Source organism: Streptomyces sp. NPDC046712, from assembly GCF_040645695.1.
GTDB lineage: Bacteria > Actinomycetota > Actinomycetes > Streptomycetales > Streptomycetaceae > Streptomyces.
The window spans coordinates 149097-164934 of sequence record NZ_JBEYYW010000016.1 but is presented as its reverse complement, the minus strand read 5'-3'; the positions used below and the strand labels follow the sequence as shown (position 1 = coordinate 164934).

Here is a 15838-nt window from a genome sequence, read left to right as displayed (position 1 = left end):
GGCTCTTCCTCCGTGAGTACGGTGTGCGTGGTGCGGGACCTGGTCAAGACGTACCCCGCCGCGCGCGCCCGGCGAGGGGCGCCCGCGACCCCCGAGATCCGCGCCACCGACGGGATCAGCCTCGATGTCCGCGGCGGCGAGATCTTCGGCCTGCTCGGCCCCAACGGTGCCGGCAAGTCCACGCTCGTGCGTCAGCTGACCGGGCTGATGCGCCCCGACTCCGGCACGGTCGAACTGCTCGGCCACGATCTCGTACGCCACCCGGAACGCGCCGCGCGCCTGCTCGCCTACCTCGGCCAGGAATCCACCGCGCTCGACGAGCTGACCGTCGCGCTCGCCGCCGAGACCACCGGGCGCCTGCGCGGGCTCACCGCACGGGACGCGCGGGCACAGAAGGACGCCGTCCTGGACGAGCTCGGCCTGACCGAGCTCGCCGGGCGGCCGCTCAAGAAGCTCTCGGGCGGACAGCGCCGACTCGCCTGCGTCGCCGCCGCCCTGGTCGGCGAGCGGCCGGTGCTGGTCCTCGACGAACCCACCACCGGGATGGACCCGATCGCCCGGCGGGCCGTCTGGTCCGCCGTCGACCGGCGGCGCGCCGAGCACGGCACCACCGTGCTGCTGGTCACCCACAACGTGATCGAGGCCGAGACCGTACTGGACCGGGTCGCCGTCCTGGAACGCGGACGGGTCATCGCCTGCGACACCCCGGCCGGGCTCAAGGAACGCGTCGCGGGCGAGGTCCGGGTCGACCTGGTCTGGCGCGAGCGCGCCCCGCTGGAGGTCCCCGAGGTCGCCGCGCTGCACGGGCTCGCACAGGAGTCGGGGCGGCGCTGGACCCTTCGGCTGGCCCCGGACGAGGCGCGGGCGACGGTCGCGGCGGTGACAGGCGGGGCGGCGTTCGCCGCGCTGGACGACTTCACGCTGGCCACGCCGAGCCTGGAGGACGTGTATCTGGCCCTGGGCGGCGAGATCGAAGGAGCCACGGGACTGGTGAAGGCATGAGGAGCTGTACGGAGTGAGTATCGTGCCCGCCGAGGTCGCGCCCGCCCTGGCCGCCAGGACACCGGCCGCGGACGGCGCCGCGCCGCTGGCGCCGCGCGCCCGGCTGCTGCCGGCCCTCGCCGCCGTGTACCGCGCGCAGCTCTCGCGCGCCCGGGTCTCCCGTATCCCGCTGCTGTTCGTGGCGACGTTCCAGTCCGTCGGGATCATGGTCCTGATGCGGGGCGTCGTCGACGGCGGGTCGGAGGCGCGGGCGGTCGTGGCCGGCTCGTCGGTCCTCGTCGTCGCCTTCGTCGCGCTCAATCTGCTGGCCCAGTACTTCGGGCAGCTGCGGGCCACCGGCGGCCTCGACCACTACGCCACGCTGCCGGTGCCTCCCGCGTCGGTGGTGCTGGGGGCGGCGGGGGCGTACGCGTCCTTCACCGTGCCGGGGACCGCCGTGACGGCGGTCATCGGGTCACTGCTCTTCGGGCTGCCGCTCGGGAACCTGTGGATCCTCGCGGCGATCGTGCCGCTGGCCGGGGCCGCGCTGGCCGGGCTCGGCGCGGCGCTCGGGCTGCTGGCGCCGCGGCAGGAACTCGCGACGCTGCTCGGGCAGCTGGGCATGTCGGCGGCGCTGCTCCTCGGGGTGCTGCCGGCGGAGCGGCTGCCGGAACCGATCGGCTGGGCGCGGGACCTGCTGCCGTCGACGTACGGGGTGGAGGCCCTGGCCCGGACCTTCGAGCCGCATCCGGACTGGGCGGCGGTGGGGCTCGACCTCGCGGTGTGCGGGGTGGTCGGGGTCGTGTCGCTGGCGGTGGCGACGTGGGCGTACCGGCGGGCGGCGGTCCGCTGACGATCCGCTGAGGCGGGTCGCTCCCTTACCTGGCACGATGGCGGGGTGACCGCACCTCTGACACCGCCTCACCAGCCGCCGTACGGGTGGCCCTCGCCCTACCCGCCCCTGCCGCCGGACGACGGCGTGCCGAGCGCGGTGAAGGAACTGCGGCAGGCCGCCGTGGTGACCGCCGTCTCGATGGTCGCCGGTGCGGTGCTGGGGCTGCTGTGGCTGTGGCTCGCGCCCCGGGTGACGCTGATCTCCGACGGCAAGGCGGTGTTCCTGCGGCACAGCGAGGGGGAGTCGGCGATCGGCGCGGACGGCACGTTCGTGCTGCTGGCGCTCGGATTCGGGGCGGTGGCGGCGGCGCTCGTCTTCCTCTTCCACCGGCACGGGGGCGTGGCCCTGGTGGTGTCGCTGGCGGTGGGTGGCGTCCTCGGATCGCTCCTGGGCTGGGGCGTGGGCACGCTGCTGGGCCCGACGCACGACGTGGTGGCGCACGCGAAGGAGGTGGGGGCGAACGTGGTGTTCGACGCGCCGCTGAAGCTGGAGATGTGGGCCGGGGGGATGCTGGCGTGGCCGATCGCGGCGATGGTCGTCCACCTAGCCCTGACGGCCCTCTTCGGCCCCCGCGACCCGGAAGACGAGTGGCCCCCACAGGAGGCGCCCCCGGCGGCCTGAGGGGATTTCCCCCACCCCGCCCCTTCCCGAAACTCTGACGAGACCGGGGGCTCCGCCCCGAACCCCCGAAGCGGCAGCTTCGCGCCGCAGCCGACTGACTGGGCCTTCGGGCCCCGCCGCCCGCTGCAGCGGCGGCTGCGTATCGCGAGGCATGGGAGAGTCGGGCGGGACCGTGGCCCCGAAAACCATGCGGCAGCTTCGCGCCGCGAAGCGAGCGGGCTCGTGCCGGGGCCGGAGGACAGGCTCTAGCCGCGGCCGATGGGGGCCAGGACCGCTGAGGTCAGGGTGGCCAGGGCCGTGGGGGTCAGTTCGACCTCCAGGCCGCGGCGGCCTGCCGAGATGCAGATGGTTTCGTGGGTGGAGGCCGAGGCGTCCAGGACCGTGCGGAGGCGCTTGCGCTGGCCCAGGGGGGAGATGCCGCCGCGGACGTAGCCCGTCGTGCGTTCGGCCGCCGCCGGGTCCGCCATCGCCGCGCGCTTGCCGCCGACCGCCGAGGCCAGGGCCTTCAGGTCCAGTTGGCCGGCGACCGGGACGACCGCCACCGTGAGTTCGCCGTCGACGTCCGCGACGAGCGTCTTGAAGACCCGGTCGGGGGAGACGCCCAGCGCCTCCGCCGCCTCCTCGCCGTACGAGGGGGACGCCGGATCGTGGTCGTACGCGTGGAGCGTGAACGGGGTTCCGGACGCCGTCAGGGCCACCGTCGCCGGGGTCCCGCCCCCGTTCGCCTGCTTCTTCTGCTTCTTCGCCACAGGAATCCTTCGTCAGTTCGGGCTCGTCGGCGCCCGCGTCAGGTCCACCGCCGGCAGCGACGGCAGATGCCGCAGCACGGCAGTCTCCGTCCGCAGCAGGGTCAGTTCCTCACGCAGCCGCGTCGCCGTGTCCGGCGCCTGCAGCAGCCGCTGCTTCGCCGGGGTGTCGAGCACCGCCGCCGCCGCGACCAGGTACGACACCACCGACGGATCGTCCGGCAGATCGCTCGTCGTCAGCGACCGCTCCCGCGCACCCGCCAGCCGCTTCTGGTAGTTCCTGAACGCCCGCAGCACGCCCTCGGCGAGCGTGCCCGCCTCGTCGCCCTGCTCCTCCGGGATCTCCTCGACCTCGCCCACCAGGAACGGGCCGCTCGCATCCACCGACAGCAGCTTCACCCGGGTCGTGCCGGTGGCCATCACCTCGAAGCTGCCGTCCGCGCGCTCGCGGATCGTCGCCGCGTCGGCGACGCAGCCGACCCGGTGGAACGCCTGGATGGGGTCCGGGCCGAAGCCCGCGGCGGGTCCCTTCTCCCGCTGAGCCGTCGGGTCCGGCATCCCCGGCTCGGTCGGCGCGACCTCGCGGCCGTCGCGGATCGCGACGACGGCGAAGCGACGGGGCTCGGAGTCGTCGGTCTTGAGCAACTCGCGCATCATGGCGCGATAACGCTCCTCGAAGACGTTCAGGGGCAGCACAAGGCCCGGGAACAGCACCGCGTTGAGCGGGAAGAGAGGCAGGCGAGCGGTGGTCACAGCGGTCAAGCGTAATGGCCGCCGGGCGCGCCCCGTCCGGCCCGTCCCCGTCCGGCTCCGCGCAGCGGGATCGTACGGGCCACTTCGGCCCGCACCGTGTCCCGCGCCTCCAGGAAACCGGCGAGCGGATCGTCCCCGACGAGCGCCCATGGAAACGACGTGGCGTACGGGCCGATCCGGCGGAACTCCTCCAGCGCCTCCCCCGGGCGTTCCCGCCTGACCAGCACGTACACCAGCAGATTGCGGACCTCCGCGGGCCACGGATCACCCACCGGACACTCCGCCGACAGCGCGATGCCGCGGTCGGCCGCCTCGTCGATCCGGTCCTCCTGCACGGGCCCTGCGCCGGCGAGGAGTTGGGCGAAGGCGGCGTTGAGCGGAAGCGACCGCGCCAGGGAACCGGGCGGCGCGTCCTCGGCGGCCTGCTCGGCGAAGTCGAAGCACTCGCGGTGCGAGCCGTACCACTGGGCCGACAGATACCGGAGCGCGGCGACATGGCAGCCGTAGTGGTGCGGGGAGCGGCGCACGGCCTGTTCCCAGAGCGACTCGAACGCCCCATGGCCCGCGTGCGTGCCCCGCGCGTGGTCCAGGGCGAGCCGCCACGGCACCGGGTCGCCGGGCGAGGCCTCGGCGGCCGCGTCGATGAGCGGCCCGAGCTCGCGCAGCCGCTCGGAGCGGGCCGGTGACCCCCAGGCCCTGCGCACCGCGAGCTCCGCCTTGACGAGCAGCGCGTCCGGGTCGCGCGGCGAGACGGCCAGCCAGTGGGTCAGCCAGTCGTCACGGCTGTACGCGAAGGTGGCGAGCCGCGCCACGTACCGGTCCCGCTTCTCCCACTCGGCGGCGTCCCGGGTAGTCGCGAGCAGCTTGGCCGCGGGCTCGGGGTCGGCGAGGGCGGCCGCCACCAGCGCCGGGGCGAGCCTTTCGTCCGGCGCGTCGAGCAGCACGTCGTCGTCCGGCGGCAGGGCGGCGGCGAGCCGAGGTGCATGCCGGACCACTCGGGCGGTGCCGATCAGGGCGCGGAGCAAAGACATGGTGCGGACCATTGAAAACCGCAGGTGAGGGCGGCGCCAGTGGGGGACTGTGAAGCTTTGGTGGCGGCAGGAAAGTTGTCCTGCACGAGGTCAAGACAGGGTAAAGAAAGGGGTGGGGTGTGGTCTGTATGCGACCAGGATCCACCCCTCGCACCCCTCCCGTCACCCCCGCCGCAGCAGCCGCGACGCCCCCGCCGCCACCGTCGTCGCCAGTACCCAGCCCAGGAGGATGAGCACCGTCGCGGCCCACTGCCAGAAGCCCTCCAGACGCCAGTAGCCGTCCTGGCCCAGGTTGATCACCGGCAGCAGCAGATCCAGCGCGTACAGCGTGGCGCTCCACTTCGGGGACTCGTCCCCCTTCAGCGGCACCGGCTCGTAGCGGGAGAACGCCAGCGCCCCCGCCGCCCACAGCACCGCCATCCACAGGGCGGCCCGCGCGGGCCGGTAGCCGTACGCCACCGTCAGGTCCTGGAGGTAGCCCCAGAGCTTGCCGGCCACCGGCAGCGTCTCCCGGCGTCGGCGCTGCTTGGCGAGCAGCACCTCCCGGGCGTCCGCGTCCTCCCCGCTGTTGCGCAGCACCGTCGCCAGACGTTCGTACGGCTCCGGGGCGTACTCCGGGGTCGCCGCCGCGACCCACTCGAGCCGCCGCGCCAGCGGGAAGTGCCCGTACGGCACCAGGTTCTCGTAGACGAAGCCGTTCATCGACAGACCGCCCGGTCCCGGCCAGCTCGTGGAGAGGTCGATCAGCGTCACGACCTTCGCGCCGTTGAGCACCACCCGCCCCTCCTCCGGCGGCTCCCCGTTGAACCGCAGCTCCGGCGTGACGATCCGGCGCAGCGACACCTCCTCGCGCCGCGAACCGTCCAGCACGAACCTCGCGTAGTGCAGGTCCACCGCGTCGCCGAACCGGCCGTCGTCCAGACGCACCCCGCCGTGGCACTCGACCGGCTTGCGTCGCGCCCCGCTCACCGGGGTGTACCCGATGCCGTACGGGGGAGTGGCCGTGGCGTTCCCCGAGCCGTCGTAGACCCACGCCGCGTTCAGATACAGCGAGCGCTCCACCGTCAACTGCGGGGCGTTCAGCGCGCGCCGCTGCTGCGCCCCGCGCAGCACGCTGCCCCGCAGACTCAGCGACACCCCGACCTTCGCCCCGCGCAGACTGAGCTCGCCGTACGTCTCGATCAGCTCGGCCTGGAGGTCCTGCGCCACCGCGAGACCGTCCGCGGTGATCGCCCGGCCACGCCGGTCCGGCCACACCCTGATCTGGTTGATCAGCAGATCCGTGCCGATCTGCGCGTCCGTCAGTCGGATGCCCCGCTCCACGCGGCAGCGCGGCAGATGCAGATCGCCCTGGGTGTGCAGCCGCGCCGCCTCCAGGCGGGGTATCGCGCACTCCACCATCCGCACCGTCCCGAAGTGGGCCTCCGGCAGGACGATCTCCTGGTCGAACCGGCAGCGGTTCAGCTCCACGTACGGGCCTATCGTCCCGCCGGCGAGATTGAGCACCCCCGTGATCCGCACGCCCCGTAGCTTGAGCGCCGCGACCCGCCCGGAGCGCGCCGCCGGCCCGTCGAGCAGCAGCAGCGCCACCACATCGGCGCGCACACTCCGCCGGTCCCCCCAGACGTGCGGGCCGAAGGGATCGTCCCGCGCCGCGTCCCCCTCGCTCAGATCGCAGCTTCTGCCGATCCGGAAGGCCCGCCACATGGCCCGCTCCGGGCCCGTGAGTCCGTCCGGAATTCCGTCCTCGTGCGGCTCGGTCACTGCCGCCCCCTCGCTTTCCACGAACCCGCTTCCCTGGATTCGTACAGCCGTTCTTCCCGCTGAGTGACGGACTGAACGCTAACGGTCAGCTGTGGCGACAAGACGCCACTGTGGCTCGTATCAGCCAGTGATACGGACGTCCGGCGCTTGTGGGGCGTCTGCGAGAATTGACCCGTGATCTCTCGTATCGACCTGCGCGGCGACGCCCTCCCCGAGGGTGGCGCACTGCGCGACCTGCTGCCCCGTGCCGAGTTCGACGTGGAAGCCGCACTGGAGAAGGTGCGGCCCATCTGCGAGGACGTCCATCATCGTGGCGATGCGGCGCTGGTCGAGTACGCGGAGAAGTTCGACGGTGTGAAGCTGGAGCACGTCCGCGTGCCGGCCGAGGCGCTCGCCGAGGCCCTGGAGCAGCTCGACCCGGCCGTCCGCGCCGCACTCGAGGAGTCCATCCGGCGGACCAGGATCGTCCACCGCGCCCAGCGCCGCTCGACACACACCACCCAGGTCGTCCCCGGCGGCACCGTCACCGAGAAGTGGATCCCGGTCCAGCGCGTCGGCCTCTACGCGCCCGGCGGCCGCTCCGTCTACCCCTCCTCCGTGATCATGAACATCGTCCCGGCACAGGAGGCCGGCGTCGAGTCCGTCGCGCTCGCCTCCCCGCCGCAGAAGGAGTTCGGCGGCCTGCCGCACCCGACGATCCTCGCCGCCTGCGCGCTGCTCGGCGTCGACGAGGTGTACGCCGCCGGAGGCGCCCAGGCCGTCGCGATGTTCGCGTACGGCACCGAGTCCTGCGCCCCCGCCAACATGGTCACCGGCCCCGGCAACATCTGGGTCGCCGCCGCCAAGCGGTACTTCACCGGCCGCATCGGCATCGACGCCGAGGCCGGCCCGACCGAGATCGCGATCCTCGCGGACTCCACCGCCGACCCCGTGCACGTCGCCGCCGACCTCATCAGCCAGGCCGAGCACGACCCGATGGCCGCCGCCGTCCTCGTCACCGACTCCGAGGAACTGGCCGAGGCCACCGAGGCCGAGCTGAAGACCCAGGTCGCCGCCACCAAGCACATCGACGACCGGATCGTCCCGGCCCTGGCCGGAAAGCAGTCCGCGATCGTTCTCGTCAGCGACCTGGAGGACGGCCTCAAGGTCGTCGACGCGTACGGCGCCGAGCACCTGGAGATCCAGACCGCCGACGCCGCCGCCCGCGCCGACCGCGTCCGCAACGCGGGCGCGATCTTCGTCGGCCCCTGGGCGCCGGTCTCGCTCGGCGACTACTGCGCCGGCTCCAACCACGTGCTGCCCACCGGCGGTTGCGCCTGCCACTCCTCGGGTCTCTCCGTGCAGTCCTTCCTGCGCGGCGTCCACATCGTGGACTACACGCGGGACGCCCTCGCCGAGGTCACCCACCACGTGGTCACCCTCGCCGAGGCCGAGGACCTGCCCGCGCACGGTGCCGCGCTCAAGGCCCGGTTCGGATGGAAGGTGCCCGGCAAGTGACCTCGTACGACACCGTCGGCATCGACGACCTCCCCATCCGGGACGAGCTCAAGGGCAAGTCCCCTTACGGCGCGCCCCAGCTCGACGTCCCCGTCCAGCTGAACACCAACGAGAACCCCTATCCGCTGCCCGAGCCCCTCGTGGCCCGGATCGCCGAGCGGGTCGCCGAGGCCGCCCGCGGCCTCAACCGCTACCCGGACCGGGACGCGATCGAGCTCCGCACCGAGCTCGCCCGCTACCTCACCCGTACCGGAAAGCACCCGGTCGCCGTCGAGAACGTCTGGGCCGCCAACGGCTCCAACGAGGTCCTCCAGCAGCTGCTGCAGACCTTCGGCGGCCCGGGTCGTACGGCCATCGGCTTCGAGCCCTCGTACTCGATGCACGCCCTCATCGCGCGCGGCACCGGCACCGGCTGGATCTCCGGACCGCGCAACGAGGACTTCACCATCGACGTCGAGGCGGCCGAGAAGGCGATCGCCGAGAACCGGCCGGACGTCGTCTTCATCACCTCGCCCAACAATCCCACGGGCACCGCGGTCGAGGCCGAGACCGTCCTCGCGCTGTACGAGGCGGCCCAGGCCGCCAAGCCCTCCTTGGTCGTGGTGGACGAGGCGTACGTGGAGTTCAGTCACCGGGACTCCCTCCTGCCGCTGATCGAGGGCCGGCCGAACCTGGTCGTCTCCCGCACCATGTCCAAGGCCTTCGGCGCGGCCGGCCTGCGCCTCGGCTACCTCGCCGCCCACGCCGCCGTGGTCGACGCCGTCCAGCTCGTACGCCTGCCGTACCACCTCTCGGCCGTCACCCAGGCCACCGCACTCGCCGCCCTGGAGCACACCGACACGCTCCTCGGGTACGTCGAGCAGCTCAAGACCGAGCGGGACCGCCTGGTCACCGAGTTGCGGGCGATCGGCTACGAGGTCACCGAGTCCGACGCCAACTTCGTCCAGTTCGGCCGCTTCGACGGAGCCCAGGGCTCCCACGCGGCCTGGCAGCAGATCCTCGACCGGGGCGTCCTGGTCCGGGACAACGGCGTACCGGGCTGGCTGCGGGTCACCGCCGGCACCCCTGAAGAGAACGACGCGTTCCTCGACGCGGTCCGTGAAATGAAGAAGGAGCAGAGCGCATGAGCCGCGTTGGAAGAGTCGAGCGCACCACCAAGGAGACCTCCGTCGTCGTCGAGATCGACCTCGACGGCACCGGAAAGGTCGACGTCGCCACCGGCGTCGGCTTCTACGACCACATGCTCGACCAGCTCGGCCGCCACGGTCTGTTCGACCTCACCGTCAAGACCGACGGCGACCTGCACATCGACTCGCACCACACCATCGAGGACACCGCCCTCGCCCTCGGCGCCGCCTTCAAGCAGGCGCTCGGCGACAAGGTCGGCATCTACCGCTTCGGCAACTGCACCGTCCCGCTCGACGAGTCGCTCGCCCAGGTGACCGTCGACCTCTCCGGCCGCCCCTACCTGGTGCACACCGAGCCCGAGAACATGGCGCCGATGATCGGCTCCTACGACACGACGATGACCCGCCACATCTTCGAGTCCTTCGTCGCGCAGGCGCAGATCGCGCTGCACATCCACGTGCCGTACGGGCGCAACGCCCACCACATCGTGGAGTGCCAGTTCAAGGCGCTGGCCCGGGCCCTGCGCTACGCCTCCGAGCGCGACCCGCGCGCGGCCGGCATCCTGCCTTCCACGAAGGGCGCACTCTAACTCCATGACCGGCCTCTCCACCGTCCTCATCGTCGTCGGGCTCTTCCTCGCCGGCGGTGTGTACTCCTTCTCCAAGCAAGAGCTGCCCAAGGGCGTGATCGCCGTCCTCGCCATCGCCTCCGTGATGTGCCTGGTCGCCGGCGTCCTTCGGATTCAGGGAATCTGGGAATGAGCACTGCGAGTACTCCCAAGAAGGTCGTCGTCTTCGACTACGGCTTCGGCAACGTCCGCTCCGCCGAGCGGGCCCTCGCCCATGTCGGCGCCGAGGTCGAGATCACCCGCGACTACGACAAGGCCATGAACGCCGACGGGCTCCTCGTCCCCGGCGTCGGCGCCTTCTCCGCCTGCATGAAGGGCCTCAAGGAGGCCCGCGGCGAGTGGATCGTCGACCGCCGGCTCTCCGGCGGCCGTCCCGTCATGGGCATCTGCGTCGGCATGCAGATCCTTTTCGCCCGTGGCATCGAGCACGGCGTGGAGACCGAGGGCCTCGACGAGTGGCCCGGTACGGTCGAGCCGCTGAAGGCCCCGGTCGTGCCCCACATGGGCTGGAACACGGTCGACGCGCCCGAGGACAGCGAGCTGTTCGCGGGCCTCGACGCCGACGCCCGGTTCTACTTCGTGCACTCCTACGCGGTGCGCGAGTGGAGCCTGGAGATCGGTAACCCCAACATGCGTGCCCCCAAGGTCACCTGGGCCACCCACGGCGAGCCGTTCGTCGCGGCCGTCGAGAACGGCGCCCTCTGGGCGACCCAGTTCCACCCCGAGAAGTCCGGCGACGCCGGAGCACAGCTGCTCACCAACTGGATCGAGACCCTCTGATCATGGCTCAGAAGCTTGAACTCCTCCCCGCCGTCGACGTCCGCGACGGCCAGGCCGTCCGCCTCGTGCACGGCGAGTCCGGCACGGAGACCTCCTACGGCTCCCCGCTGGAGGCCGCCCTCGCCTGGCAGCGCTCCGGCGCCGAGTGGCTGCACCTGGTCGACCTCGACGCCGCCTTCGGCACCGGTGACAACCGTGAGCTGATCGCCGAGGTCGCCAGGGCGATGGACATCAAGGTCGAACTCTCCGGCGGCATCCGCGACGACGCCTCGCTCGCCGCCGCCCTCGCGACCGGCTGCACCCGCGTCAACCTGGGCACCGCCGCCCTGGAGACCCCCGAGTGGGTCGCCAAGGTCATCGCGGAGCACGGCGACAAGATCGCGGTCGGCCTCGACGTCCGGGGCACCACGCTCCGCGGCCGTGGCTGGACCCGCGACGGCGGCGACCTGTACGAGACGCTCGCGCGCCTCGACTCCGAGGGCTGTGCCCGCTACGTCGTCACCGACATCGCCAAGGACGGCACGCTCCAGGGCCCGAACCTGGAGCTCCTGAAGAACGTCTGCGCCGCCACCGACAAGCCCGTCGTCGCCTCCGGCGGCGTGTCGTCCCTGGACGACCTGCGCGCCCTGTCCGGCCTGGTGCCGCTGGGTGTCGAGGGCGCGATCGTCGGCAAGGCGCTGTACGCCAAGGCGTTCACCCTGGAAGAGGCCCTGGAGGCGGTGGCTTCCGTATGACCGCATCGGGACGCGACTCCGTGCGCAAGGTGGTGACCGGCGCTCCCTGGGAGGAGCAGTTCGGCTACTCGCGCGCGGTGGAGCTGCCGAACGGTCTGGTGCTGGTCGCCGGTTGCACGTCCATCATCGACGGCCAGATCGCCGGCGGAGGCCCCTACGAGCAGACCGTGAACTCCTTCAACGTCGCCTTCGACGCGCTGAAGAAGCTCGGCCTGGGCGCCGAGGACGTCGTGCGGACCCGGATGTACATCACGCACGCCCGGGACGTGGACGAGGTCGGCCGCGCCCACAAGGAGCTGTTCGACGCGGTCCGCCCGGCCGCGTCCATGATCATCGTCTCCGGCTTCGTCGACCCGAGCCTGGTCGTCGAGGTCGAGGTCGAGGCCTACAGGAGTGGTGCGGTATGAGTCTCGCCGTACGAGTGATCCCCTGCCTGGACGTGGACAACGGCCGGGTCGTCAAGGGCGTCAACTTCCAGAACCTGCGTGATGCCGGCGACCCCGTCGAGATGGCGAAGCTGTACGACGCCGAGGGCGCCGACGAGCTGACCTTCCTCGACATCACCGCCTCCTCCGGCAACCGGGAGACGACCTACGACGTGGTGCGCCGCACCGCCGAGCAGGTCTTCATCCCGCTGACGGTGGGCGGCGGCGTGCGCTCGGCGGAGGACGTCGACAAGCTGCTGCGTGCCGGTGCCGACAAGGTGGGCGTGAACACGGCCGCCATCGCCCGGCCCGAGCTGATCCGCGAGATCGCGGAGCGCTTCGGCCGCCAGGTGCTTGTGCTGTCCGTGGACGCGCGGCGGACGGCCTCGGGTTCGTTCGAGGTGACGACGCACGGTGGCCGCAAGGGCACCGGCATCGACGCCGTCGAGTGGGCGCACCGGGCCGCCGAGCTGGGCGCGGGCGAGATCCTGCTCAACTCGATGGACGCGGACGGGACGAAGGACGGCTACGACACCGAGATGATCGCGGCTGTGCGGAAGCACGTGACCGTGCCGGTGATCGCGAGCGGGGGAGCGGGCAGGCTCTCCGACTTCCCGCCGGCCATCGAGGCGGGGGCGGACGCGGTCCTGGCCGCCTCGGTCTTCCACTTCGGCGATCTGCGGATCTCGCAGGTCAAGGACGCACTGCGGGAGGCGGGCCACCCGGTCCGCTGAACCACCGCAGCGGAAGGGCCCCCGGCCGGGGGGCCCTTTCCTTCCTCGAGATGTGCAGGATTATTTGTGCAATTTCTGTTGCGCAAGTTTTCCTTCGTATCTACGGTCACGGCATGACCTCGCCCGACAATCGCCGGATCACCGACCTCGGCACACTCAAGGCCATCGCGCACCCGCTGCGGATGCGCCTCTACCGCGCCCTCTTCGTGGCCCGCACCGCCACCGCCTCCCAACTGGCCGACCAGGTCGACGAGGCCGTCTCGCTCGTCAGCTACCACCTGCGCAAGCTCGCCGACCACGGCCTCATCGAGGAGGCCGAGACCCAGTCGGCGGACGGCCGCGAGCGCTGGTGGCAGCCCAGCTCGTACGGGTTCAGCATCCGGGACGAGGACGTCCGCGGGACCCCCGAGCTGGTCGCCGCGAGCGACGCCCTCGGCCGCACCATCAACGAACAGCGCGCCGAACTCCACCGGCGCTTCCTCGACGAGCGGCTGACCTGGTCCGACGAATGGCGCTCCGCCTCCCTCAGCTCCGAGTGGCTGCCCCGCCTGACCGCCGCCGAACTGGCCGCACTCGGCCAGGAGCTGGAGGCCGTCGTGCAGAAGTACGACCAGCGGGCCCGCGCCGCCGAGGAGGCCGGCGACACCGAAGGCCGCGAGAACGTCGCCCTCCACCTCCACGGCTTCCCCTACCGCTCATGACCGTCCTCGCGCCCACCCAGGCGCCCGCCCGTCCCGCCCACCGCGACGGCAACATCCTGCGCTGGCTCGGTGCCTACACCGCCTCCACCCTCGGCGACAGCGTCTACCACCTCGCCCTCTCCTGGACCGTCGTCCGCGGCGGAACCCCCGCGGAGGCCGGGCTCGTCATGGCCGTCAGCGCCGTGCCACGCGCCCTGCTCATGCTCGGCGGGGGAGTGATCGCCGACCGTTTCGGACCACGCCGGGTCGTCCTCCTCTCCGACACCGTCCGCTGCCTCGTCGTCCTCGGCGTGGCCGCCCTCCTGCTCCTGACCAGCCCGGCCCTCTGGGTGCTCGCCACCGTCGCCCTCGTCTTCGGCACGGTCGACGCCCTCTTCCTGCCCGCGGTCGGTGCCCTGCCGCCCCGGATCGCCCCGCGCGACCAGCTCGCCCGCGTCCAGGGCATGCGCGGCCTCGCCTACCGCGCCGGGCTCGTCCTCGGCGCCCCGCTCGGCGGCCTCGCCGTCGCCCTCGGCGGACCGGCCTCGGCGTTCGCGGCGGCCGGCCTCCTCTTCGCGTTCTCCCTGCCACTGCTCCTGACGCTCCGGATCACCCCGCTGCCCGGTGGCGAGCCGTCCCGTGACGGCACCGCCCTGCGCGACCTCGCCGACGGACTGCGCTACATCCGCCGCCACCAGGTCCTCGGCCCGCTGATGATCGTGGTCGCGCTCAGCGACCTCGGCTTCGTCGGCCCCCTCAACGTCGGCCTCGCGCTCCTCTCCGACGAGCGGGGCTGGGGCGCCGCCGGCATCGGCTGGATCCTCGCCGGATTCGGCACGGGAGCGGCCGCCGCCTCCCTGCTGCTGACGGTCCGGGGCCGGATACCCCGCGCCGGGGCCGTCATGGCCTGGACGATCACCCTCGGCGCCGGCTCGATCGCCGCCCTCGCCCTCGTACCGCAGCTTCCCGTCGCCGTGGCCGTGTCCGGCTCGGTCGGCCTGCTCGCCGGCCTCAGCGGTGCCCTGTGCGGCGCGCTCACCCAGACGGAGTGCGACCCCGCGTACCTCGGACGGGTGACAGCGGTGTCCAGCTTCTTCAGCCTGGGCATCGCCCCGCTGAGCTTCCCCCTCACCGGCGCGGCGGTGGGCCTGTGGGGCCTCACCCCGGTGTACGTCGCCAGCGCCACGATCTGCGCCCTCGCCGGCGTGTTCGGACTCTCCGTGCGGTCGTTGCGCCGCGCGGAGCTGCCCGGGGGCGCCGTGAAGGGCTAGGGGGTGCCTCGTCGATCATGCCGGGCTCGCGGCGCCTGGCACCGCAGGATCCAGGGGAAGGCCCTAGGGACCCGGCCATGATCCGCCGGACAGGCCCTAGATCCCCAGCTGCTTCGCCTCGTGCAGGCGGTCGATCGCGTCCTGCTCCCCGTCCAGCTCCACCTTCGCCGCGTCCTGGCGGCCGAACACGAACATCGTCAGCTCGCCAGGCTCGCCGGAGACCGTCACCACCGGCGTGCCGCGGTGCGCCACCGCCGTCTGGCCGTTCGGGCGGCGCAGCACAAGACCCACCGGGGCCTTCCGGCCGAGGAGACGGGCGCCCTTCTCCAGGCGCGACCACAGGGCGTCCGAGAACACCGGGTCCAGCTCGCGCGGGGACCAGTCCGGCTGGGCGCGCCGGACGTCCTCGGCGTGGACGTAGAACTCGACGATGTTCGCCCCCTCGTCCACCTGCTTGATCATGAACGGCGACATCCGCGGCGGTCCCGTACGGATGAGCTGGATCAGCTCCTCGTACGGCTTGTCGGCGAACTCGGCCTGCACCCGGTCCAGGCGCGCCTTCAACGGCGGTACGAGCGTCCCGGCGGCCGCGTCCGGACGGCGCTCGCGCACCACCACATGGGCCGCGAGATCCTGGGTCCGCCAGCCCACGCAGAGCGTCGGGGCGTCCGGACCCGCTGCCTCCAACAGATCGGCGAGCAGAAGGCGTTCACGCTTCGCATGGGTCGACATGCCTGCCAGGGTACGACCGCGCCCCGTGGTCCGCCCAGTGGACGCTCACCCGGACGCACCCCCCGACCACGGCACAATGGCCGCATGAGCAGCAATCTCGACCCGGACATCGCCGCCCGCCTAAAGCGCAGCCCGGACGGACTCGTCCCGGCCATCGCCCAGCAGTACGACACCGGCGAGGTGCTGATGCTCGGCTGGATGGACGACGAGGCCCTCCACCGCACCCTCACCACCGGCCGCTGCACCTACTGGTCACGCAGCCGCCAGGAGTACTGGGTCAAGGGCGACACCTCCGGCCACGTCCAGCACGTCAAGTCCGTCGCCCTCGACTGCGACGCCGACACCGTGCTCGTCAAGGTCGACCAGGTCGGCGCCGCCTGCCACACAGGCGCGCGCACCTGCTTCGACGCCGACGTGCTCCCGCTCTCCCAGTAAGGT

General features: G+C 72.3%; 19 protein-coding genes. 14 read left to right on the top strand and 5 right to left on the bottom strand.

The features are described from left to right. Positions 1 to 12: 12 nt before the first annotated feature. The 3 genes from ABZ939_RS21845 to ABZ939_RS21835 are packed head-to-tail and all read left to right on the top strand — an operon-like array spanning position 13 to position 2497. Complete coding sequence (locus tag ABZ939_RS21845; RefSeq protein ID WP_361857536.1) at positions 13 to 1002, top strand: ABC transporter ATP-binding protein; 990 nt, start codon at positions 13 to 15, stop codon at positions 1000 to 1002. A 19-nt stretch (positions 1003 to 1021) separates the two neighbouring features. Next, on the top strand, positions 1022 to 1834 hold the full coding sequence (locus ABZ939_RS21840; RefSeq protein ID WP_361857597.1) for an ABC transporter permease: 813 nt from the start codon (positions 1022 to 1024) through the stop codon (positions 1832 to 1834). A 45-nt stretch (positions 1835 to 1879) separates the two neighbouring features. Beyond that, positions 1880 to 2497, top strand: coding sequence for a DUF2567 domain-containing protein (locus ABZ939_RS21835; RefSeq protein WP_361857533.1), 618 nt, complete (start codon positions 1880 to 1882; stop codon positions 2495 to 2497). A 245-nt stretch (positions 2498 to 2742) separates the two neighbouring features. Here ABZ939_RS21835 and ybaK read toward each other — a convergent pair whose 3' ends face one another. The 4 genes from ybaK to ABZ939_RS21815 form a co-directional block, all read right to left on the bottom strand. Next, positions 2743 to 3246 carry a Cys-tRNA(Pro) deacylase gene (gene ybaK, locus ABZ939_RS21830; RefSeq protein WP_361857530.1) on the bottom strand — a complete coding sequence of 168 codons (504 nt, stop codon included), beginning with the start codon at positions 3244 to 3246 and terminating at the stop codon, positions 2743 to 2745. Between the two features lie 12 nt (positions 3247 to 3258). Then, positions 3259 to 3996, bottom strand: coding sequence for an LON peptidase substrate-binding domain-containing protein (locus tag ABZ939_RS21825; RefSeq protein ID WP_361857527.1), 738 nt, complete (start codon positions 3994 to 3996; stop codon positions 3259 to 3261). 5 nt (positions 3997 to 4001) lie between these two features. Then, positions 4002 to 5039: a hypothetical protein gene (locus tag ABZ939_RS21820; protein ID WP_361857524.1), complete on the bottom strand. Its 1038-nt coding sequence runs from the start codon at positions 5037 to 5039 to the stop codon at positions 4002 to 4004. 150 nt (positions 5040 to 5189) lie between these two features. Beyond that, on the bottom strand, positions 5190 to 6791 hold the full coding sequence (locus tag ABZ939_RS21815; protein ID WP_361857521.1) for an oxidoreductase: 1602 nt from the start codon (positions 6789 to 6791) through the stop codon (positions 5190 to 5192). A 174-nt stretch (positions 6792 to 6965) separates the two neighbouring features. Here ABZ939_RS21815 and hisD point away from each other — a divergent pair, with 174 nt between their 5' ends. The 10 genes from hisD to ABZ939_RS21765 all read left to right on the top strand — a co-directional run bounded on the left by hisD (position 6966) and on the right by ABZ939_RS21765 (position 14668). After that, positions 6966 to 8288 (top strand): histidinol dehydrogenase, encoded by a 1323-nt coding sequence (gene hisD / locus ABZ939_RS21810; RefSeq protein WP_361857518.1) that lies wholly within the window; start codon positions 6966 to 6968, stop codon positions 8286 to 8288. Continuing rightward, positions 8285 to 9415, top strand: a complete 1131-nt coding sequence (locus tag ABZ939_RS21805) for a histidinol-phosphate transaminase (RefSeq protein ID WP_361857515.1) — start codon at positions 8285 to 8287, stop codon at positions 9413 to 9415. Before hisD ends, ABZ939_RS21805 begins: the two co-directional genes overlap by 4 nt. Then, positions 9412 to 10005 carry an imidazoleglycerol-phosphate dehydratase HisB gene (hisB, locus tag ABZ939_RS21800; protein ID WP_158986436.1) on the top strand — a complete coding sequence of 198 codons (594 nt, stop codon included), beginning with the start codon at positions 9412 to 9414 and terminating at the stop codon, positions 10003 to 10005. Before ABZ939_RS21805 ends, hisB begins: the two co-directional genes overlap by 4 nt. Before the next feature lie 4 nt (positions 10006 to 10009). Then, complete coding sequence (locus ABZ939_RS21795) at positions 10010 to 10177, top strand: hypothetical protein (protein ID WP_361857512.1); 168 nt, start codon at positions 10010 to 10012, stop codon at positions 10175 to 10177. Continuing rightward, positions 10174 to 10824 carry an imidazole glycerol phosphate synthase subunit HisH gene (hisH, locus tag ABZ939_RS21790; RefSeq protein WP_361857509.1) on the top strand — a complete coding sequence of 217 codons (651 nt, stop codon included), beginning with the start codon at positions 10174 to 10176 and terminating at the stop codon, positions 10822 to 10824. The genes ABZ939_RS21795 and hisH overlap by 4 nt, the downstream gene beginning before the upstream one ends. A 2-nt stretch (positions 10825 to 10826) precedes the next feature. Beyond that, on the top strand, positions 10827 to 11558 hold the full coding sequence (gene priA / locus ABZ939_RS21785) for a bifunctional 1-(5-phosphoribosyl)-5-((5-phosphoribosylamino)methylideneamino)imidazole-4-carboxamide isomerase/phosphoribosylanthranilate isomerase PriA (RefSeq protein WP_361857506.1): 732 nt from the start codon (positions 10827 to 10829) through the stop codon (positions 11556 to 11558). Then, complete coding sequence (locus ABZ939_RS21780; protein WP_361857503.1) at positions 11555 to 11965, top strand: RidA family protein; 411 nt, start codon at positions 11555 to 11557, stop codon at positions 11963 to 11965. The genes priA and ABZ939_RS21780 overlap by 4 nt, the downstream gene beginning before the upstream one ends. Beyond that, entirely contained in the window at positions 11962 to 12717 is a 756-nt protein-coding gene (hisF, locus tag ABZ939_RS21775; protein WP_361857500.1) for an imidazole glycerol phosphate synthase subunit HisF, read from the top strand. Before ABZ939_RS21780 ends, hisF begins: the two co-directional genes overlap by 4 nt. 113 nt (positions 12718 to 12830) lie before the next feature. Then, positions 12831 to 13418, top strand: coding sequence for a helix-turn-helix domain-containing protein (locus ABZ939_RS21770; protein WP_361857497.1), 588 nt, complete (start codon positions 12831 to 12833; stop codon positions 13416 to 13418). Continuing rightward, complete coding sequence (locus tag ABZ939_RS21765; RefSeq protein ID WP_361857494.1) at positions 13415 to 14668, top strand: MFS transporter; 1254 nt, start codon at positions 13415 to 13417, stop codon at positions 14666 to 14668. Before ABZ939_RS21770 ends, ABZ939_RS21765 begins: the two co-directional genes overlap by 4 nt. Positions 14669 to 14764: 96 nt before the next feature. On the opposite strand, the gene ABZ939_RS21760 is transcribed toward ABZ939_RS21765, so the two are convergent. Then, complete coding sequence (locus ABZ939_RS21760; protein ID WP_361857491.1) at positions 14765 to 15400, bottom strand: TIGR03085 family metal-binding protein; 636 nt, start codon at positions 15398 to 15400, stop codon at positions 14765 to 14767. Positions 15401 to 15484: 84 nt separating this feature from the next. On the opposite strand from ABZ939_RS21760, the gene hisI reads away from it, so the two are divergent. Beyond that, the gene (hisI, locus tag ABZ939_RS21755; protein WP_215074337.1) at positions 15485 to 15835 is read left to right on the top strand and encodes a phosphoribosyl-AMP cyclohydrolase; all 351 of its coding nucleotides are present in this window, start codon (positions 15485 to 15487) and stop codon (positions 15833 to 15835) included. Positions 15836 to 15838 lie beyond the last annotated feature (3 nt).